The 19598-nt window shown below is 67.1% G+C and carries 22 protein-coding genes; 12 read left to right on the top strand and 10 right to left on the bottom strand.

From position 1 onward, the window contains the following. Positions 1 to 3: 3 nt before the first annotated feature. From NI1_RS25655 to NI1_RS25640, 4 genes are all read right to left on the bottom strand, one after another. Positions 4 to 1212 carry a low temperature requirement protein A gene (locus NI1_RS25655; protein ID WP_067825592.1) on the bottom strand — a complete coding sequence of 403 codons (1209 nt, stop codon included), beginning with the start codon at positions 1210 to 1212 and terminating at the stop codon, positions 4 to 6. 87 nt (positions 1213 to 1299) lie between these two features. Beyond that, positions 1300 to 1860 (bottom strand): SRPBCC family protein, encoded by a 561-nt coding sequence (locus NI1_RS25650; RefSeq protein WP_084523673.1) that lies wholly within the window; start codon positions 1858 to 1860, stop codon positions 1300 to 1302. 98 nt (positions 1861 to 1958) lie between these two features. After that, positions 1959 to 2144 (bottom strand): DUF1918 domain-containing protein, encoded by a 186-nt coding sequence (locus tag NI1_RS25645; protein ID WP_067825549.1) that lies wholly within the window; start codon positions 2142 to 2144, stop codon positions 1959 to 1961. 31 nt (positions 2145 to 2175) lie between these two features. Further along, positions 2176 to 2766, bottom strand: a complete 591-nt coding sequence (locus tag NI1_RS25640) for a TetR/AcrR family transcriptional regulator (protein ID WP_067825546.1) — start codon at positions 2764 to 2766, stop codon at positions 2176 to 2178. Positions 2767 to 2848: 82 nt separating this feature from the next. Here NI1_RS25640 and NI1_RS25635 point away from each other — a divergent pair, with 82 nt between their 5' ends. Continuing rightward, entirely contained in the window at positions 2849 to 3427 is a 579-nt protein-coding gene (locus tag NI1_RS25635; RefSeq protein ID WP_067825544.1) for a dihydrofolate reductase family protein, read from the top strand. A 17-nt stretch (positions 3428 to 3444) separates the two neighbouring features. Here NI1_RS25635 and NI1_RS25630 read toward each other — a convergent pair whose 3' ends face one another. Beyond that, the gene (locus tag NI1_RS25630) at positions 3445 to 3858 is read right to left on the bottom strand and encodes a secondary thiamine-phosphate synthase enzyme YjbQ (protein WP_067825590.1); all 414 of its coding nucleotides are present in this window, start codon (positions 3856 to 3858) and stop codon (positions 3445 to 3447) included. 162 nt (positions 3859 to 4020) lie between these two features. On the opposite strand from NI1_RS25630, the gene NI1_RS25625 reads away from it, so the two are divergent. After that, positions 4021 to 5286 (top strand): aspartate kinase, encoded by a 1266-nt coding sequence (locus NI1_RS25625; protein ID WP_067825541.1) that lies wholly within the window; start codon positions 4021 to 4023, stop codon positions 5284 to 5286. Between the two features lie 2 nt (positions 5287 to 5288). Next, a complete protein-coding gene (locus NI1_RS25620) occupies positions 5289 to 6323 on the top strand; it encodes an aspartate-semialdehyde dehydrogenase (RefSeq protein ID WP_067825539.1) in 1035 nt (344 codons plus the stop codon). 115 nt (positions 6324 to 6438) lie between these two features. On the opposite strand, the gene NI1_RS38170 is transcribed toward NI1_RS25620, so the two are convergent. Further along, complete coding sequence (locus tag NI1_RS38170; RefSeq protein WP_157535345.1) at positions 6439 to 6639, bottom strand: hypothetical protein; 201 nt, start codon at positions 6637 to 6639, stop codon at positions 6439 to 6441. Further along, positions 6636 to 6989, bottom strand: a complete 354-nt coding sequence (locus NI1_RS38165) for a hypothetical protein (protein WP_157535344.1) — start codon at positions 6987 to 6989, stop codon at positions 6636 to 6638. Before NI1_RS38165 ends, NI1_RS38170 begins: the two co-directional genes overlap by 4 nt. A gap of 90 nt (positions 6990 to 7079) precedes the next feature. Between NI1_RS38165 and NI1_RS25615 the strand changes: the two genes are divergently transcribed. After that, entirely contained in the window at positions 7080 to 8315 is a 1236-nt protein-coding gene (locus NI1_RS25615; protein ID WP_067825538.1) for a helix-turn-helix domain-containing protein, read from the top strand. Between the two features lie 44 nt (positions 8316 to 8359). Here NI1_RS25615 and NI1_RS25610 read toward each other — a convergent pair whose 3' ends face one another. Further along, the gene (locus NI1_RS25610; RefSeq protein ID WP_067825537.1) at positions 8360 to 9706 is read right to left on the bottom strand and encodes a serine hydrolase domain-containing protein; all 1347 of its coding nucleotides are present in this window, start codon (positions 9704 to 9706) and stop codon (positions 8360 to 8362) included. Positions 9707 to 10080: 374 nt separating this feature from the next. On the opposite strand from NI1_RS25610, the gene NI1_RS25605 reads away from it, so the two are divergent. The 4 genes from NI1_RS25605 to NI1_RS25590 all read left to right on the top strand — a co-directional run bounded on the left by NI1_RS25605 (position 10081) and on the right by NI1_RS25590 (position 14463). Then, entirely contained in the window at positions 10081 to 11388 is a 1308-nt protein-coding gene (locus NI1_RS25605) for an AAA family ATPase (RefSeq protein ID WP_067825535.1), read from the top strand. Positions 11389 to 11406: 18 nt separating this feature from the next. After that, positions 11407 to 12426, top strand: a complete 1020-nt coding sequence (locus tag NI1_RS25600; RefSeq protein WP_067825533.1) for a tetratricopeptide repeat protein — start codon at positions 11407 to 11409, stop codon at positions 12424 to 12426. 127 nt (positions 12427 to 12553) lie between these two features. Next, complete coding sequence (locus NI1_RS25595; protein WP_067825531.1) at positions 12554 to 12991, top strand: Fur family transcriptional regulator; 438 nt, start codon at positions 12554 to 12556, stop codon at positions 12989 to 12991. Beyond that, complete coding sequence (locus tag NI1_RS25590; protein WP_067825529.1) at positions 12988 to 14463, top strand: catalase; 1476 nt, start codon at positions 12988 to 12990, stop codon at positions 14461 to 14463. The genes NI1_RS25595 and NI1_RS25590 overlap by 4 nt, the downstream gene beginning before the upstream one ends. Before the next feature lie 7 nt (positions 14464 to 14470). Here NI1_RS25590 and NI1_RS25585 read toward each other — a convergent pair whose 3' ends face one another. Continuing rightward, positions 14471 to 15196 (bottom strand): TetR/AcrR family transcriptional regulator, encoded by a 726-nt coding sequence (locus NI1_RS25585; protein WP_218026829.1) that lies wholly within the window; start codon positions 15194 to 15196, stop codon positions 14471 to 14473. On the opposite strand from NI1_RS25585, the gene NI1_RS25580 reads away from it, so the two are divergent. Genes NI1_RS25580 through NI1_RS38560 form a run of 3 tightly spaced genes read left to right on the top strand, consistent with a single transcriptional unit; the run spans position 15189 to position 17096 of the window. Beyond that, positions 15189 to 15914 carry an SDR family oxidoreductase gene (locus NI1_RS25580; protein ID WP_067825525.1) on the top strand — a complete coding sequence of 242 codons (726 nt, stop codon included), beginning with the start codon at positions 15189 to 15191 and terminating at the stop codon, positions 15912 to 15914. The two genes, NI1_RS25585 and NI1_RS25580, sit on opposite strands and share 8 nt — an antisense overlap. 28 nt (positions 15915 to 15942) lie before the next feature. Beyond that, complete coding sequence (locus tag NI1_RS25575) at positions 15943 to 16737, top strand: low temperature requirement protein A (protein WP_169815637.1); 795 nt, start codon at positions 15943 to 15945, stop codon at positions 16735 to 16737. Beyond that, positions 16659 to 17096 carry a low temperature requirement protein A gene (locus tag NI1_RS38560; RefSeq protein ID WP_169815636.1) on the top strand — a complete coding sequence of 146 codons (438 nt, stop codon included), beginning with the start codon at positions 16659 to 16661 and terminating at the stop codon, positions 17094 to 17096. Before NI1_RS25575 ends, NI1_RS38560 begins: the two co-directional genes overlap by 79 nt. A 22-nt stretch (positions 17097 to 17118) precedes the next feature. On the opposite strand, the gene NI1_RS25565 is transcribed toward NI1_RS38560, so the two are convergent. Continuing rightward, positions 17119 to 17847: a TetR/AcrR family transcriptional regulator gene (locus tag NI1_RS25565; RefSeq protein WP_067825588.1), complete on the bottom strand. Its 729-nt coding sequence runs from the start codon at positions 17845 to 17847 to the stop codon at positions 17119 to 17121. A 154-nt stretch (positions 17848 to 18001) separates the two neighbouring features. Here NI1_RS25565 and NI1_RS25560 point away from each other — a divergent pair, with 154 nt between their 5' ends. Then, positions 18002 to 19540, top strand: a complete 1539-nt coding sequence (locus NI1_RS25560; protein ID WP_174564525.1) for an MFS transporter — start codon at positions 18002 to 18004, stop codon at positions 19538 to 19540. The last annotated feature ends 58 nt before the right edge of the window (positions 19541 to 19598 follow it).

The following is a 19598-nucleotide window of genomic DNA, read 5'->3' as shown; positions in this document are numbered from 1 at the left end:
GCCTCACTGCCCGTGCCGGATCGTTTCCCGCGGCTCCGCGAGCGAGATGGTCTCCCAGCCGATCAAAGCCGCCAGCACGCCGCACAGCACCGCCAGCGCGGCCAGCGCGGGCAGCGCCGTGGCCACCGGGATGAACGCCAGCAGCGCGACCGCCGCCACCAGCCGCTGGGTACCGAGATTGCCGGTCGCGTAGTACTTGAACCCGACCAGCGCCAGCAGATAGGCCACCGGACCGCCGTAGAGCGCGTACAGCGGAATGCCGTACAGCGCGTCGGAGAGCGTGTGGTGCGATTCGTCGCCCACGTAGTTGAGCACCTTCTTGAGCCCCAGCGAGAGTGCGATGACACCGGCGATCATCGGAAAATGCCAGTAGGTGTAGCAGTTTCGCGCGATCTGGATGCGGCGCTCGCCCTTCGCGTGCTGGAGCTGATGCTCGACGGTCAATGCCGCGACGTCGAAGTACGCCCACCACAGCAGGCCCGAAATGGCCAGTCCCAGCATCGATCCCAGGGCGATGGGCCAGTCGATGGGCAGCCCGGACACCCCGATCCCGATGGAGACGATGGATTCGCCCAGCGCGATGATGACGATCAGCCCGTACCGTTCGGCGAAGTGCTTGGCCGAGTTCAGCCGCCATTCGTTGCCCGCGAACATGGTCCACAGCATGTCGCCGCCGAGCGCGGCCGCCCACAGTCCGATCTGCCAGCCGTCGTGCGCGAACGCCCCCGCGAGCAGCAGGGTCGCGGCGATGGTCAGCGAGCCGGCCGCCCAGCGCACCACCTGACCGCGCAGCTGGGCGTCGTTCACGCTGGCCAGCCAGAAGGTGGCCAGGTGAATGAAGCGCAGCACCAGGTAGGCGATGACGAAGACCAGCGGCGCGTACCAGCCGCCGGGCAGATCGTGGAAGGCTTCGGGAATGGTGAGCGCGATGATGAAGGTCGCGCCCATGGCCACGAAGATGGCGAGCCGCGCTATCCCCTCGTCGGCTTTGATCACATTGCCGAGCCACGAGTAGGCGATCCAGCCCCACCACAGCAGCAGCAGGATCAGCAGGGCGCGCAGCATGTTCACCGCGGTGGTCTCGTGCGCGGCGAGGTCGGTGACCATGGTGAAGGCGAACACCACCACCAGATCGAAGAACAGCTCCAACTGGGTTACCGAGGCGTCCTCGGTGACGGCTACGACTCGGGATCGTCGCTTGGCTCCGGGCATGTTGGACATACTGCCCGGTTCGGCTCGGGAAAGGCAGTGTCCGCGAGCCGTGTTCGCGCTCGGCATCAGACCGAGCGGTCGGCCACCTTAGGCGGTGCCGAAGCCCGGTTCGAAATTGCCGGTGTAGGGCCGTTGCCGCGAGAAGCCGGGCTGTTCGTAGCTGACCGCTTCCGGGTAGGCGGCTTCCTCGGCCTCGGGCAGTCGTTCGATGCCGGTGAGGTCCTCGACGAAGGCGATGAAGTTCTCCACCAGCGTCTCGCCTTCGCGCTTGGCGGTGCGCTTGAGCAGCATGCCGGGCGCGGGAATCGGCAGGTAGAGCTCGGAGTGGTACCAGACCTCGGTGCCGCCCTCGGGGTGTTCGCTGATCTCGAACCAGCCCTTGCCGCCGGCGCCGGCGGAGGATTCGGAGACGGTCCAGGAGACGCGTTCCTCGGTGCAGGAGTACTCGACGACCTGCCGGTCGGGGCGGCCCATGGGCGACGCGGTGATGTACACCCGCTTGGGGCGACCACGATTGTCCCTGGTCGCGACGCGAACATCCTGGTAAGAGGGGGACCAGTCCGGCAGCTGCTCGACCATGAGCAAAGCGTCCATCACCTGATCGGGTTCGACGTCGATGACGAACCTGTGGTCTGTTTTAGTACGCATTACCAACCCTCCAGCCTTGACCGCCGATTGTGACCAGCGTCGCTCTGAGAGTCAACTGTGCCTGGTTCGCGGCTTCCGGACCGGTAAGTTTGGTTGTCTCAGCCAGTGGGTAGGACGACCGCGTCCGGTCCGGGGAAGACCAGGCTCTCCCGTCCGTCGGCGAACCGCACCACATACGGCGGTTCCCCGTGCGCGCCACGGACTTCCACGATCTCCGCGGTGTGATCGGGGAGTCCGACATTCCGGCCGTGCACGACAAGCTGATCGCCGACATTCGCTCGCATGATTCGAATTATTCGCCGATCGTGATGTGTGTCACAAGACCGGGTTCGCCGCGCTTCCGATGGCCCGATCCACCGCGACCCGCACCAGCTCTGCGGTCCGCTCCGCCGTGAAAATCCCTGGCAGCGTGAGGCGTTCGAGAATCAGCCAATTCAAGGCCAGATAGAGCAGTACGACGGTGTCCGCGTCGCCGGGTAGTCCGGAGTCCAGATGATTGCTGATATTGAACTCCAGATCGGCCCGCACCCGCTCGGTCAGCAAGGCTTGCAATTCCGGCCGCCGGGTGGCTTCCAGGCGCAGTTCGAGAACCGCGAGATAGCCGGTGCGGAAGCTGGTGATGCGCTCGACGATCTCGGTCATCAACTCCACGATGGTCTCCCGGGTCCGCGGCCCGTCCAGCTTGTCCATCGTCTCCTGGCTCGGAAGCAACCGCTCGTAATACCGATGCCCCGTCTGCACCAGCAGCTCGTCCCGGTTCGCGAAGTAGTTGGAGGCCGTCCCCGCGGGCACCTCCGCCTCCTTGTCCACCGCGCGAAAGGTCAACCCGCGCGCCCCTTCTCGCGCCAGGACCTCGATCGATGCGTCCAGCAGCGCCTGCCGCCGCTCGGGATTGGTTCTGGCCATTGACACCACTCCATCTGTAGTACTACATTCGTCCTTGTTCAAAGCACTACAGGCACAGTACAACAGCTGAGGCGGTAAAAGATTGCGAAACCTCACCTACTTCGTCGGAATGTCCCTCGACGGCTACATCGCCGGCCCGAATCACGACATCGCCCCCTTCCAAGCCTCCCCCGACTTCTGGACCTGGCTCGCCGCCGAATACCCGGAAACCCTCCCGGCCCACGTGTGGTCGCACTTCGGCATCGCTGAGGGCACCCACCCCGCACACTTCGACACCTTGATCATGGGCCGCAACACCTATGAACCCGCCCAACTGGCCGGCATCGACAGCCCGTATCCCCATATGAATAGGCAGTACATCGTCTCGTCCACGCTGACCGCCATCGATGCTCCCGGCGTCGAACTCGTGAACGGTGACCCGGTGGCCCTGGTTCAGCGCCTGAAAAAGGAAGAGGGCCAGGACATCTGGCTCGCCGGCGGCGGCAACCTCGCCGCCCAGCTGATGGATGAGATCGACGAACTGGTCATCAAGAGCTACCCCGTAATCATCGGCGACGGCACCAAAGCCCTCGCCGGCAACTACAACCCGACCCAGTTCCAGCTCACCGATCGCAAGAGCTTCGACAACTGCACCCAGGTCAGCTGGTTCACCCGCGCCTGAGCGCAGGTCCGCGCCGCCTATCCCGCAAGGAAGGACAGCCGCACCTGCCGGTCCGGGTTGTCGATATTCAGATCGACGAAGGCCACGGACTGCCAGGTGCCCAAGGCCATTCGGCCGCCGAGCACCGGGACCGTGGCATACGGGGCGATGAGCGCGGGCATGACATGCGATCGGCCGTGCCCGCGCGATCCGTGCGCATGCTGCCAGCGATCGTCGGCGGGCAGCAGATCGCGCAGCGCGGCCAGCAGGTCGTCGTCACTGCGCGCGCCCAATTCCATGATGGCGATACCGGCGGTCGCGTGCGGTACGAAGACGTGCAGCAGGCCGTCCGCGCCGTCCGCGACCTCGTCCAGGAAATCCGCGCAGCGCGGCGTGAGGTCGTAGACCACTTCGCGGCGTCCGGTGGTCACATCGATGAGCTTGCTTCGCATCGCATCCTCCCGGGCGGGGTCCAAGGGTTGATTGCTCTCGGTATCACGGTATGACCTCGGCTTCGACGGGTCGCTGAGGAGGTAGGCGCGAATCCGGTGGACCTGCACCGGTAACCTTGGGGGTCGGTAGCAGCAGTTTGTCGATCTTGGAGGATTCCCACCGTGGCTCTCGTCGTTCAGAAGTACGGAGGATCCTCGGTCGCCACCGCCGAGCGCATCCGCAGGGTCGCTGAGCGGATCGTCGAGACCAAGAAGCAGGGCCACGACGTGGTGGTCGTGTGCTCGGCCATGGGCGATACCACCGACGAACTCCTGGATTTGGCGCAGCAGGTGGCGCCCGCGCCGCCCGCGCGTGAGATGGACATGCTGCTCACCTCGGGCGAGCGCATCTCCAATGCCTTGGTCGCCATGGCCATTCACTCGCTCGGCGCCGAGGCCCGCTCCTTCACCGGCTCGCAGGCCGGCGTCATCACCACCGGCGCGCACGGCAATGCCAAGATCATCGACGTGGCGCCGGGGCGGGTGCAGAACGCCCTCGCCGACGGCACCATCGTGCTGGTCGCGGGCTTCCAGGGCGTGTCCCAGGACAGCAAGGACGTGACCACGCTGGGCCGCGGCGGTTCCGACACCACCGCCGTCGCGCTGGCCGCCGCCCTCAATGCCGACGTGTGCGAGATCTACACCGATGTGGACGGCGTCTTCTCCGCCGACCCGCGCGTCGTCTCCGATGCCCAGAAGCTGGACACCGTCTCCTACGAGGAAATGCTGGAGATGGCCGCCTGCGGCTCGAAAGTTCTCATGCTGCGCTGCGTCGAGTACGCGCGCCGCTACAACGTGCCCGTTCACGTCCGTTCCTCCTATACGGACAAGACCGGCACCCTGATTACCGGATCGATGGAGGACATCCCCTTGGAGCAAGCAATCCTCACGGGCGTCGCGCACGACCGCAGCGAGGCCAAGGTGACCGTGGTCGGCATTCCGGACGAGCCGGGCTACGCCGCCAAGGTGTTCCGCGCGGTCGCCGACGCCGAGATCAATATCGACATGGTGTTGCAGAACATCTCCAAGGTCGAGACCGGTAAGACCGACATCACCTTCACCCTGCCCAAGCTGGACGCCGCGCGCGCGGTCGAACTGCTCACCAAGCGCCAGGGCGATATCGGCTTCTCCCAGGTCGTCTTCGACGATCACGTCGGCAAGGTGTCCCTGGTCGGCGCGGGCATGAAGTCGCACCCGGGCGTGACCGCCACCTTCTGCGAATCCCTCGCCGAGGCCGGCATCAATATCGATCTCATCTCCACCTCCGAGATCCGCATCTCGGTCCTGGTCCGCGACACCGACCTGGACGAGGCGGTCAAGGTCCTGCACGCGGCGTTCGATCTCGGTGGCGACGAAGTGGCCGTGGTGCACGGCGGAACGGGGCGATAGACATGGGTGTACGCGTAGGCGTCGTCGGCGCGACCGGACAGGTCGGCGCGGTCATGCGGAAGCTGTTGGAAGAGCGCGACTTCCCGGCCGACGAGGTGCGATTCTTCGCATCCGCGCGCTCGGCCGGTAAGACCCTGCCGTTCCGCGGCAAGGACATCGTCGTCGAGGACACCGAGACCGCCGATCCCACCGGGCTCGACATCGCGCTGTTCTCCGCCGGTGCCACCATGTCCCGCGTGCAGGCCCCGCGCTTCGCGGCGGCCGGCGTCACCGTCATCGACAATTCGTCGGCCTGGCGCAAGGACCCCGAGGTTCCGCTGGTCGTCTCCGAGGTGAACCCGGAAGCCACCCAGAACCTGGTCAAGGGCATCATCGCCAACCCGAACTGCACTACCATGGCCGCCATGCCGGTGCTCAAGGTGCTGCACGACGCGGCCGGGCTCCAGCGCCTGATCGTCTCCAGCTACCAGGCGGTCTCGGGCTCCGGCCTGGCCGGCGTCGAGGAGCTCGCCACCCAGGTGCGCGCGGTCATCGGCGATGCCGAGAAGCTGGTCCACGACGGTTCCGCGGTCGACTTCCCGGCCCCGAACAAGTACGTCGCCCCCATCGCCTTCGACGTGATCCCGCTCGCCGGTTCGCTGGTGGACGACGGCTCCGGCGAGACCGACGAAGATCAGAAGCTGCGCAACGAATCCCGCAAGATCCTGGGCCTGCCCGAGCTGCTGGTCTCCGGCACCTGCGTGCGCGTCCCGGTCTTCACCGGCCACTCGCTCTCCATCAATGCCGAATTCGCCGAACCGATTTCGGTGGAGCGGGCCGAAGAGCTGCTGGCCAAGGCCCCGGGCGTCAAGCTCGTGGACGTCCCCACCCCGCTGGCGGCCGCCGGTATCGACGAGTCCCTCGTCGGCCGCATCCGTCAGGATCCGGGCGTCCCGGACGGCCGCGGTCTGGCGCTGTTCATCTCCGGTGACAACCTCCGGAAGGGCGCGGCGCTCAACACCATTCAGATCGCGGAAGTTCTGCTCCAGAACCGTTGATCTTCGCAGTCGAAAATCGGGCCGTTCGATCCAATGGATTGAACGGCCCGATTTTCATATTTGACCGAGGGTGTTCGGGGGCGAAGCCCCTGAGAGTTACGAGAGTTGTAATTGGTCAATCGACCCAAAGCTCGGCGCAGGGGAGGGGGCGGAGATTTGCCCCGAGTTGTCCATTGATGGTCACTTCGATCGAGTACGGGCGCAAATGCGCCGCCAGCCGCTCCGCAATTGTCCGGTCGGCTCGGTAGTCCAGGATCATGCCGCCCGGAAATCTAAGGCGCACATGCACTTCGGTGGTTTCGGGCGTTGTCGTCATCGAGGCGCTGCCCGATGTGCGGATTGTCCTTTCGGCAGCCGCGCGCAGCGGGTACCTTCGCGTTCCAGACGGGCGGCGATGCTTTGCACCGTCGGGCCGCAATCGGAACCGGAATACTTGGTGGCAGTGACGGTCGCAGCCGCGAACCACATTGCCGCACCGCCGATTCCGGCGCCTAGAAGGAAGAAGAAGAGTTCGCCGGGCATGACCACCTCTTGTCGTCGGTTTGCTTCGACGGGTCCCCTACAAACGTTAAACACAGAAAAATTGCGGTGCAATAAGAAAAATCCATGTTCCATACTGTGCGCCGTAAGCTCGCCTGGTCTGGAATCCTTGTCGACAGATCCCATCGGGAAGGAGAGAAGGGCATGGGAGACATCGGCGAAACAAGCGGGCGGTGACGGCCGGGAAAGCCGATCAGGCAGAAGGAGTTTGACCCGGTGGCCGAAAGTACCCTTGGGGCACGGGTAGCGGAGTTACGCCGGAGACGGGGACTATCGCAGAAAGAGTTGGGCGCGGCAATCAGGCGCTCGGAAAGCTGGGTGTCACAGGTCGAGCGGGACGTCCTACCGGTGGAGCGCCTTTCGGTGCTGCAAAGGTTGGCGGACGTGCTCGGCGTGGCGGTACGAGATCTGCGGCCGGAAGCGGCCGAACCGATGGCCGATCATCGCGGTGACGGACATCGACCGGGCTCGGCCGTCTTCGAGCAGCTGCGTTTGCTGCTCACCGGACATCCCGCTCTCGAGCAACTATTCGGTGACGAGGTCGATCGCGAGTCGGCCGACGTACTACCGGAGCTGCGTGAGCGAGTGGATCTCGCCTGGCAATTGGCAAACGAATCCAGGCTCGTCGAAGTGGGCGGCAGTCTGCTGGAACTGATTCCGGATCTGGAGCATGCGGCGCGCACGTCGTCCAAACGGCCGGAGGCGCTGGCATTGCTGTCGCGCGCCTATCAGGTCGCGGCGACCGCGTTCACGCGGCAGGAGGAAGTCGACGCGGCCTGGGTCGCGGCGGATCGGGCGCTGTGGGCGGCCGAGGAATCCGGGGACCCGCTCAGCGTGGTGGCCGGAACCTACCGCATGGCACAGGCTTTCCTGCGTTTGCAACGACTGGAACAGGCCGGGCAGGCGGCCCGGGTGTCGGCGACGGCACTCGCGCCACAGGTTCGCGACGAGGCGCGCTGCCGTCCGGAAGTGCTGTCGCTCTACGGTTCCCTCCAGCTCATGCTGGCGGTGATCGCGGCGACGGACGGCAATCGCACGGCGGCGCGCGCGGGCTTGTCCGCGGCGCGGCATGCCGCCGAGCGACTAGGCGAGGGCCGCAATGATTTCGACACCGAATTCGGTCCGACCAGTGTCGCCGTACACGCGGTGGCGGTGGCGGTCGAATTGGGTGATGCCGGAGAGGCACTCGACACCGCCGGAACGGTGGACGCGTCGGTGCTCTCCCCGGAGCGGCAGGCTCGTTTCCTGGTCGACGTGGCTCGCGCGCACGCGCAGCGACGGCAGGCCGGGGAGGCGCTCGATGCCTTGCTCACCGCCGAACGGCTGACCCCCGAACTCGTGCACAACGATCATCGAGCGCGGGAGGTGGTGCGTGATCTGTTGCAGTTCGCGGGCCGCAGACCCGCGGACGAGCTGCGGGACCTGGCGGGTCGCGCGGCCGTGACACCCTGATCCGGGTCCGCCCGCGGTCAGGTGCGGCGGGCGGATCCCGGAGGTCAGCGGATACCCGGCGTGCGTGGATCCGGGCCGACGCATGCCACCAGCACGCAGCCCGGCGGCGCGTCGGTGAACGGTGCGGCCAGCCGAAGGTCCAAGCAGGACAGCACCGTACAGCCCGGGTAGGCTGCCGGGCCGATGCCGAAGACCGCCAGCGCGAGGTCGGTGCTGTAGTACTTGCTCGCGTCGAAGCTCAGCGCGGGTTCCACGAACTGGCCCGGATCGGGCATCGGGCGGTCGTGGAAGGCATCCATGAGCAGCCGGAAGAACTGATAGGCCGGTTCCACCCCGTATTGCAGAATCCCGGTGACGCCCTTGCCGGTGTGCACGCCGTACACCCCGGTCCACATAACCATCAGGTCCAGGCTGGGAATGACGTACACGTTCTGCTGGCCGAGGCCCGACATGGCGAAGACGTCGGCGGGCAGATAGTCGGGGTTCTCGGCGCAATCCGGTCCGAGCCAGAACAGGTAGCCGTAGCAGCTGTTGTGCTCGGACGCGGTGGTGGCGCGGCGCAGATAGCCGGCCGACACCACCTGCTCCTCGCCCCAGCGGCCGTTGTTCGCGACCAGCATGCCCAGCCGGGACAGGTCGTCGGGCGGGATCGTCAGATGCGCGTAGCCGTAGGTGTGCCCGGATCGGTCCCGGGCCCAGTAGTAGTCGCCGCGCTGAATGCCTATGCGATCGAACAACTCTCGTTGCGCGAACTGCTGTAGCGGTTCGCCGACGGCCAGTTCGATGACATAGGAGAGCAGGTCCACATTGCGCTGGCTGTACTGGAATGCCGTGCCGGGCGGGTCGTCGAACGGGACGCCCAGCGCCTGCACCGCGCTGAACGGGTCGACCGGGATCACGCCGGTGATGCCCTCGGTCAGCACGCCGACGCGCAGCCCGGAGGATTCGGTGAGCAGGTTCTCCACGGTGATCGAGCGGTGTTCGGGATCGCCGAGGCCCGCCGGCAGATAGGTGTCGATGGGCGCGCCGAGATCGAGCAGCCCACGGTCCCAGGCGATTCCGGCGACCAGCGAGACGATGCTCTTGGTGACGCTCCAGACGTTCCAGGGCGTCGTCCCGGTCTCGGCATTCGTCGGGCCCTCGCCGATCAAGCAGTTGTGCCGGAAGACCTGTACGTTCAAGCGATTTCGGCTCGCGGCGAAATTCAATGCGCCGGCCAGCCGCTCGGAGTCGAGCCCGGTCTGCTCCGGTGCGGCCCGCTCGAATTGCCGGCCCGTCGGCTCGGAGCACCGAAATTCCGACGCCGCCGCGAAGCCGCCGCCGAAGATCACGCTGCCCATGGCCAATGCCACCGCTAACGCGCCAGCCAACCCCCTGCGCTTGCGCAACATGTGTTTCAGGCTAACGGTCGGGCCCGTTGAGCAGCGGTTGAACACGTGATCAGCACCCGGTGAAAAACCCTCCGGGATAAGCAGAAAGCCGCCAGGCGGGGGGAGTCCTGGCGGCATTCGCTCGCAGCGTGGCTGCGAAGTGAGCGCCGACGCCCAACAAGCGCCTCTCGGCGAGTGGTCGTTCGAAACGACAGATGGGGTGCGGCCCGGGGCTGTTCCGACGCCGGCAATGTGTCTCAACGGCGACCCCACCGGATGTATTCCGGCCGGGTGACTGTGATGTGCGCGACGGTGTGACGGAATCTCGGGTGTGCCCTGTCGCTCGAACCGTTTAGCATTCGCGACGACAGTGTGTATGACCTGATAGGGGAGCTTTGACCGACGATCCGGCGATCACCGAACTGCTGGCGGTCCTCGACCGCAATCCGGAACTGCTACCGCTGCGCGTGAGCGTGATCGAACTGCTGCTGGCCCGGGGACGTCACACCGAGGCCCTCTCCCACTGCGCGACCGCCCTCGCTCAGGACCCGCACCACGCTCAGGCCACCGCCTTGCTCGCGCGCTGCACCGCGGCGTTGACGGGCGCGGCCGTCCCCGCACCCGGCCGGACCGAATCGGGCGACCCGGCTTCCCCCGGTCCGGACACCCCCGGTCCGAATACCGCCGAGCCGGATACGACCGCGAGCGAGCGCGCCGAGCACGGCTCGGGCTACGACTGGGACAAGGCCGAGGAGCAGGTCGGCGACATCATCGAGCCGTCGTTCGTGAACGAGCAGCCGGTGCTCTACGCCGAAGGCGATGTCGGCCTGTTCGAACGCCCCAAGCTCACCCTCGCCGATGTCGGCGGCATGGACGCGGTGAAGCGGCAGCTGGACCTGTCGCTGCTCGGCCCGATCCGGAATCCGGAGCTGGCCAAGGCTTTCGGGACGAGCGCGCGCGGCGGCCTGCTGCTGTACGGCCCGCCCGGTTGCGGCAAGACCTTCCTCGCTGCGGCGGTCGCGGGCGAGCTGGGCGCGAACTTCTACGCCATCGATATCGCCGACATTCTGGATCTGTATGTGGGCCGCAGCGAGAAGAACCTCCAGCAGGTCTTCCAGACCGCCCGGCGCAAGGCCCCGTGCGTGCTGTTCTTCGACGAGATCGATGCGCTCGGCCACAAGCGCAGCCAGCTCTCGAACTCCTCCAGCATGCGCACCACGGTGAATCAGCTGCTCACCGAGATGGATTCGATGACCAGCGACAACGAGGGCGTGTACGTCATCGGCGCCACCAACCACCCGTGGGATGTGGATGTCGCGCTGCGCCGCCCGGGCCGCTTCGATCACATGATCCTGGTGACGTTGCCGGACACCGAGGCCCGCGTCTCGATCCTGCGGCATCATCTGCGTGATCGCCCGGTCGCCGGAATCGACCTGCACGCCTTGGCCGTCCGCACCGATGGCCTCTCCGGCGCGGACTTGGCGCACGTCTGCAAATCCGCCACCCAGTTCGCCATGGCCGATTCGATCCGCTCCGGCACTGTCCGCCCTGTCCGGATGGCCGATATGCAGCAGGCCCTGACCCAGATCCGCCCGAGTACCGGCGCCTGGTTCGAATCGGCCCGCAATGTGGTCGAATTCGCGAACAACGACGGCACCTACGACGAGCTGGCCGCCTATATGAAACAGCGGAACATGCGCTAGACGGCGGGAATTCGAGAAATGAGCGCACAGCTCGACAAGGCGCGCACGCTGGCCGAGCTGGGCCGGCTGGAGTCCGCCCGGGACGTCCTGTCCGAAGCCCTGGCCGCCGAACCCGACAATGCCGACCTGCTGGCGGAGCTGGCCAACACCCACCTCCGCCTCAGCGACTACCAGCAGGCCCTGGACGTGAGCGCCTCCGCACTGCGGCACGCACCCGACTACACCTACGCGTGGCGGGTGCGCGCCCTGGCCGAACTTCAGCTGGCCCGCGCCGAGGGCAATACCGCGAGCGGCCGCAAGCATCGAGCCGCGGCGATAGCGGCCGCCCGCCGGGCCGTGGAGCTGGAACCGAAATACGCCGACAATCACCGCGTTCTCGGTGCCACACAACGCGATACGGAGCCGAAGGCGGCGCTGTCGGCCACCGACCGCGCCCTGGAACTGGACCCCGACGACATCTCGGTCCACCTGCTGCGCGGCATGATCCTGCGCGAGAACCTGCTCGCCCCGGACCGCGCCGAAGCCGCCTTCCGGCGCGTCCTGGAGCTCGACCCCGAACGCGTCGACGCCCTCTACCATCTGGCCCTGGTCCAATGGGATCGCGGCAATCACGCGCTGGCGGAGCGGGAATTGCGCCGCGTCGCCCAACTGGACCCGGTGGGATACGCCGACGCGGTCCGCGGCCACCTCGTCAAACTCGCCGCGGCCGCCCGCCGCGGCCCGAAGGAAAAGTCTTCCGGCGGTTCACGTTTCGGCCGCTGGGCGGCGCTCGTCGCCATCGGTCTGGTGATCCGCGTCGTGATCGCGGCCCTCGGCGACGACTCGTCCGCCACCCACGAGCGCTACACGCCCCCACCCACCCTCCCGACCGGCTACTACCAGCGCCCCAGCTTCCCGGTGCTCCCGAGCCTCCCGAACCTGGACCGCTTCCCGAACTTCCCCTCGAACATCCCCCGCCCGCAGGGCCGGCAAACCCAGCCCGTGGCCCCCACCACGCCCCGCGTCACCGTGCCGGCCGGCGTCAACCCCTTCCAGTGAGGAGCAGACCGCGCCGGATGGCCGAGTCGCCGTCGCCGCTGGCGGCTGACGTGCGAAAATAGGTTTTCTGGAACTATTCCAGAACGTTTTCTTGACTAATTCCAGAAAAGGGAGCAGGGTGGTTGGCATGCACTCCGGATACGACGCACGGGAGCAGTTGCGGGCCGTTGGCCTGCGGGTGACCGCTCCCCGGGTCGCGGTTTTGGATGCGGTGGCGCAGGCCCCGCATTCGGATGCCGATGGGGTGGCTGTGAAGGTGCGGGAGACGCTCGGGTCGGTTTCCACGCAAGCCGTCTACGACGTGTTGAAGGCTTGCGTGGGAGCCGGGCTGCTGCGGCGGATCGAGCCGGCGGGTTCGCCGGCGCTGTACGAGTCCCGCACCGGGGACAACCATCACCATCTGGTGTGCAGGAGCTGCGGGACGGTCGTGGATATCGACTGTGCCGTCGGCGCCGCGCCCTGCCTGGAACCCGATCGGTCCCACGGTTTCGTGATCGACGAGGCCGAAGTCGTGTTCTGGGGGCGTTGCCCACGTTGCCAACTCACCTCAGGAGGCTCCGCATGACGACTTCCGGCCGGACCAAGCCGACCACCACCAATACCGGTATCCCGGTGCCCAGCGATGACGAGTCGCTGACCGCCGGCGCGCAGGGCCCGATCCTGCTGCACGACCACTACCTGATCGAGAAGCTGGCGCAGTTCAACCGCGAGCGGGTACCGGAGCGCATCGTGCACGCCAAGGGCGCGGGCGCTTTCGGCGAGCTCGTCGTCACCGGCGATGTCAGCGCCTACACCAAGGCGAAGCTGTTCCAGCCGGGTGCGCGCACCGAATCGCTGGTGCGTTTCTCCACCGTCGCCGGTGAGCAGGGCAGCCCCGACACCTGGCGCGATCCGCGCGGTTTCGCGGTGAAGTTCTACACCACCGACGGCAACTACGACATCGTCGGCAACAACACCCCCGTCTTCTTCATCAAGGACCCGATCAAGTTCCCCGACTTCATCCGGTCCCAGAAGCGCCTGCCCGGCAACGGACTTCGCGATCACAATATGCAGTGGGACTTCTGGACCCTGCGCCCGGAGACCGCGCACCAGGTCACCTGGCTGATGGGCGACCGCGGCATCCCGAAGACCTACCGCCACATGGACGGTTTCGGCTCGCACACCTACCAGTGGGTCAATGCCGCCGGCGAGCGCTTCTGGGTGAAGTACCACTTCAAGACCGATCAGGGCGTCGAGTTCCTGACCCAGGCCGAGGCCGACGAGCTCGCGGGCAAGGACGCCGACGCGCACCGCCGCGACCTGTACGAGGCCATCGAGCGCGGCGACTTCCCGAGCTGGACCCTCAAGGTCCAGGTCATGCCGGTCGCCGAGGCCGAGGGCTACCGTTTCAACCCGTTCGATCTGACCAAGGTCTGGTCGCAGCAGGACTACCCGCTGATCGAGGTCGGCCGCTGGACGCTGAACCGCAACCCGGGCAACTTCCACGTCGAGATCGAGCAGGCCGCTTTCGAACCGTCGAATCTGGTTCCGGGCATCGGCTTCTCGCCCGACAAGATGCTGCTGGGCCGCGTCTTCGCCTACGCCGACGCGCACCGCTACCGCATCGGCACCAATTACGCGCAGCTGCCGCCGAACCGCGCCAAGGCCGCCGAGGTGAACTCCTACTCCAAGGAGGGGCCGATGCGCTACGACTACAACCCGGCGGATGTGCCGGTGTACGCACCGAATTCGTTCGGCGGACCGCACGCCGATCCGGAGCGCGCCGGTGACGAGGGGCTGTGGGAGTTCGATCCCACCATGCTCCGCGCGGGCTACATCCAGCACGCCGAGGACGGCGACTTCACCCAGGCGGGCACCCTGGTTCGTGAGGTGCTCGACGACGGCGAGCGGGATCGATTGGTGGGCAACGTGGTCGGCCACGTGCTCGGCGGCGTGCAGGAGCCGGTACTGAGCCGCGTCTTCGAATACTGGAAGAGCGTCGACACCGAGCTGGGCAAGCGCATCGAAGAGGGCGTTCGCAGCGGCCTCGCCGGATAAGCCTGCCTCACTTCAGAAGAGCGTCGGTGAGCCGCTCGGCCGTTTCCCGGTCGAGCGGCTCATTGGCGAGTAGGAAGCGATACCAGAACAGCCCGTAGAACTGATCGATGATCAGCGCCAGATCCGTATCGCCGGACAGCTCGCCGCGTTCTTGCCCACGAATCAGTATGCCGCGCACCGCATCACGCCGTTGCGCGGTGAAAGTCTTCACCAGATCCGCCAATTGCGGATCAGCGGCCGCCTCACGCACGAGTGTCCGCAGCGTCGAGGCGGTCGTTTTGTGCTGTGCCCCAGCGAAAGTCGACCCGATGATGCCCAGTAGATCACCCCTCAGGGAACCGGTATCGGGCGTGGGCACCTCCTCGGTCGCCAGATCGGTCAAGGCATCGAGCAGCACCGCCCCCTTCGACGGCCACCACCGATAGACGGTCTGCTTTCCGACCCCCGCCGTCCGCGCGATGGTATCGATGGTGATCGGCGCGCCCTCGGATTCCGCCAGCAACTGCCGCGCCGCATCCAGAATCGCCTGATGCGCCGCCTCGTTGCGCTTGCGCCCGGTGTGCGCCCGCTCCGTATTCGACTCTCCACCTGCGGCTTTCACAGCCTGCCCCTTCCCTGTGACCCAACTCACGGCTTTGTCGAGACTAAAAGTCTCGGTAACACTGTTGTCGAGACTATCGGTCTCGTAACAATAGACGGGACATCGCAGAGGAAGGCAGTTCGCAATGACCACAACACAGCGCGTCGTAGTCATGGGTGGCAGTTCCGGCATCGGCGAGGCGGCCGCCGCCATGTTCGCCGCCGACGGCGCGGAGGTCATCATCACCGGCCGCACCCAGGACAAACTGGATGCGGCCCGTGCCCGGATCGAGGGCAAGGTCACCGCCTACCGCGTCGACGCCACCGACCCGGCCGCCATCGCCGAATTCTTCGAGCACACCGGGCAATTCGATCATCTGGTGATCTCGGTCAGCGGCTCCTCCGGCGCGGGCGGCTTCGCCGACCTGGACCTGGACGCCCTGATCGCCGGTTTCGACGGCAAGTTCTGGCCGCAGGTCCGCATCCTCAAAGCCGCACTCCCGCACCTGAATCCACAGGGCTCGGTCACCCTGGTGACCGCCGCCTCCGCCCGCGCCGCCTTCGCGGGCAGCGCCGGTCTGGCCGCCATCAACGGCGCACTCGAATCCATGGTCCCCCCGCTGGCCGTCGAACTCGCCCCGCTGCGCGTCAACGCCGTCTCACCCGGCCTGGTCGACACCCCTTGGTGGGACCGGGTTCCCGAGGCGCAGCGCCGCGAGCTCTTCGACGGCATCTCCGCCGCCACCCCGGCCGGTCGCCCCGGCCGCCCGGAGGAGATCGCCCGCGCCATCCACCTGCTGGCGAACAACGCCTTCATCACCGGTCACGTCCTGGAGGTCACCGGCGGTGCGACCCTGGCCACCGGGCGCTGAGAACCGTTCTCTCAGTAAGTTGATGGGCATGCCCGACCCGCTCGCCGAAACCGCCCCACCCCGCCGCGCCACCTGGTTCGAACTCTTCGGCGACCTGGTTTTCGTTGCGGCGGTAGGCCAGATCACGCACCGGGTCGGTGCGCACCCCGATGCCGGGTCGGTCGCGGCGGCGTCGGGGCTGTTCGTCCCGCTGTGGTGGGCGTGGGTGCTCTACGCCGTGCACGCCAATCGCGCCGATCGCGACAACACCGCGCACCGCCTGCTCACCACCTTCGGCCTGACGGGCGTGGTCGGCATGGCGGTGTTCGCCGGCGCGGTCGGCCACGACACCGGTATGGACGCCGGTTTCGTGCTCTCCTACCTGGTCGCCCGCGCGGGTGTGGCCGCGCTCTACGGCTGGGATGCCCGGCGAAATCCCGTGCTGCGCCCGGTGTTCGGAGTCTTCGCGGCGGTCTCCGCGCTGACCGCCGTGGGCTGGCTCGGCGGCCTGCTGCTGGACACGCCGTGGCGATACGTCGCCTGGGGTGTGGCCATGGCGGTGGAGCTGCTGCTGCCGCTGCTCGCCGGGCGTCGCCTGGCGCGGGTCCGGCAGGACGCCGAGCATCTGCGAGAACGCTTCGGGCTCTTCACGATCATCGTCCTCGGCGAGGCGGTGCTCGGTTTCACCAATGGCCTGGTGGCCGCGCGCACCGCGGGCTGGGCGGTGGTGACGGGCCTGGCGGCATTCGCGCTCACCGCCGGCCTGTGGGGTGGTTGTACTTCAATGCCAGTAGCACCCGCGCGGGCGCGCACACCGAACTCGCGCACAGCGGAAAACTGCTGAACATCTACGTATTCGGCCATCTGCCGGTGCAGTTGGGCCTGGCGCTGACCGGCGCTTCGATGAGCATCGCGGTGGCGGGCGGCGGCACGCATCTGAACGCGACCTCCGCCGCGTGCATCATCGGCGGCGTCGCGGTCGCCCTGCTGGCGCTCGGCACGATGCGGGCGGCCTTCACCGGAATCGGCGAAGCGGTCGTGCTCATTCGATTCGCCACCGCCGCACTGGTTCTCGCGCTGCTGCCGGTGGCGGTGCACGTGCCGGTCGCGGTGCTGCTGACGGCGCTGGCCGCGCTGCTGGCCATCTCGATCATGGTCGAGGCCCCGGCGCATCGCCGCCGAATGCGCGCCGTCACAACCTGATTCGACGCTCGGTCGCGACCGGTCAGGATCGCTGCGTCGCGAGCCCGTCCAGGATGAGCCCGATCTCCTGCTCGAAGACATTGTCGCGGGCGGTGGCCGAGTCGATATCGAGGTAGGCCAGGTACCGCTTGTGCAGTCGCGGATAGGGTTTGGACATCTCCACCGAGACGCCCATGATCTGTTCCATCCACTGCTGCTCGGTGAGCCCGCTGCGCGCGACAGTGGTGAGCATGGCGGCCTCGGTGCTGCTGGAGCCGAGCAGGTAGGCGATGATCGCGTTCGAGGCGCGGTCGGCGGCGTCGTCGCCGAAGCCCGCCGCCTCCAGTACCCCGAGCATGGCCTCGGACAGGCGCATCACGTTCGGGCCGAGATAGATGAGCCCGGCGGTGCTCAGTACGACCGAGACCCAGCGATGCCCGAGCAGGGTGGCGCGCACGCTGCGCGCGATGCCGGTCAGATCCTCGCGCCAGGTCTCGCCGGTGAACTCGGCAGGCAGCCGGATCTCCCCGAACACCTGGTCCACCACGAGCTCGAGCAGCTCCTCGCGATTCGCCACGTGGGTGTAGAGCGAGGTGGCCCCGGCATTGAGCCGGGTGCCGAGCCGCCGCATGCTCAGCGCCTCGTACCCCTCGCTGTCCAGTAGTGCGATCGCCTCGCTGACGATCTGCTCCCGGCTCAGCGTGGGGGAGTCGCGCCGCTGTCGCTGCGGTCGCGCCCATACCGTGGCGAACTGCTCGGCTTTGGCTGCCATGGCCATTCCTCCTTCGTCTGGATCAGCATAACCGCTGCTAGAACGCTGTTCGATCGCACGTACACCATTCCCAATTGCGAACACTGTACGTAGACCGTACAGTGTTCGACAACGCCGCACAGTGTACGGCGAAGCTTTCGAAGGGGACTGGGAAATGACCGCGAACGAACTATCCGAGGCGATGGATTCGCCTGTGGCCGAGCGCAATCCGAGGCGCTGGCTGATCCTGGTGGTGCTCTGCCTGAGCTCACTGGTGCTGGTGATCGACAATATGGTGCTGAACGTGGCCATCCCGCAGGTCGCCACCGACCTCGGCGCCACCGGCCGCGATATCCAGTGGGTGATCGACTCCTACATCCTGGTCTTCGCCGGCCTGCTGCTCACCTCGGGCAGCCTCTCGGACCGCTTCGGCCGCCGGCTGGTGATGGTCGTCGGCCTGGTGCTCTTCGGCGCGGCCTCGCTGCTGGCCGCGTACGCCACCAGCCCGGAGACCCTGATCGCCGGCCGCGTGATCATGGGCATCGGCGGTGCGCTCATCATGCCGAGCACGCTCTCCATCCTGATCACCGTCTTCGACGAGCAGGAACGGCCGAAGGCGATCGCCGCCTGGAGCGCGGTGGCCATGATCGGCATGGTCGGCGGCCCGATCGCGGGCGGCCTGCTGCTGAACCACTTCTGGTGGGGCTCGGTGTTCGTGCTCAACGTGCCGATCGCGGTCGTCGCGGTCGTCGCCGCCCTGGCGCTCATGCCGGAGTCCAAGGGCCCGGCCAAGAAGACCGACCTGCCGGGCATGACGCTCTCCATCATCGGCACCACCGCCCTGGTGTGGACCATTATCGAATTCCCCGCCAAGGGCATCGAGGGGGTCTGGCTGTCGCTGGTGCTCTCGGCTATTGCCCTGACCGCCTTCGTGATTCGCGAGATCAAGACCGAACACCCGATGGTTCCGCTCCAGCTGTTCCGCAATCGCGTCTTCACCGGTTCCAGCTTCTCCCTGGTGCTGGTCACCTTCGCCAACGCCGGTCTGATGCTGGTCCTGACCCAGTACCTGCAATACGTGCTCGGCTACTCGCCGGTCAAGACCGCGGTGGCCTTCACCCCGATGGCCTTCGCCGCGCTGGTGGCCCAGGGCGTCGGTGCGAGCCTGGTGCAGAAGCTCGGCGTCCGCCCGATGGTGCTGTCGGGTCTGCTGATCCTGGCCGCCGGCTCCGGTGTGCTGGCCCTGCTGACCACCGACTCCGCCTTCTGGCTGCCGGCCGTGGCGATGGCGCTGGTCGGCGTCGGTGCGGGCCTGGCCATGCCGGCGGCCATCGGGGCCCTGATGGGTGCGGTCCCGCCGGAGCAGGCCGGTGTCGGCTCGGCGCTGAACGACACCATTCAGCAGACCGGCGGCGCGCTGGGCGTGGCGGTGCTGGGCGCGATCTTGGCCGGTACCTACACCGACGCCCTGCCCGCCTCGGCTCCGGAAGCCGCCCGGGACGGCATCGGCGCGGCCCTGGCCGGCGGTGACAGCGCGCTGATCACGGCGGCCCGTGCGGCCTTCACCGACGCCATGTCGCTGACCTTCATCGCCGGCGGTATCGCCACCCTGGCCGCCGCGGTGCTCGCCTGCTTCCTGATGAAGGGCGCGAAAGCCGCGACCGGCGAGGGACTTCCGGCGGAAGCGGCCGCGGAACTGGCCGACGTGCACTGATCCGCGAATACCGAGAGCCGCCCCCGGTGCCATTGCCGGGGGCGGCTCTCGCGTTTGA

The sequence above is a fragment of the Nocardia inohanensis NBRC 100128 genome (genome assembly GCF_001612945.1).
Lineage (GTDB): Bacteria > Actinomycetota > Actinomycetes > Mycobacteriales > Mycobacteriaceae > Nocardia > Nocardia inohanensis.
This window is presented reverse-complemented; position numbering and strand designations above follow the sequence as displayed.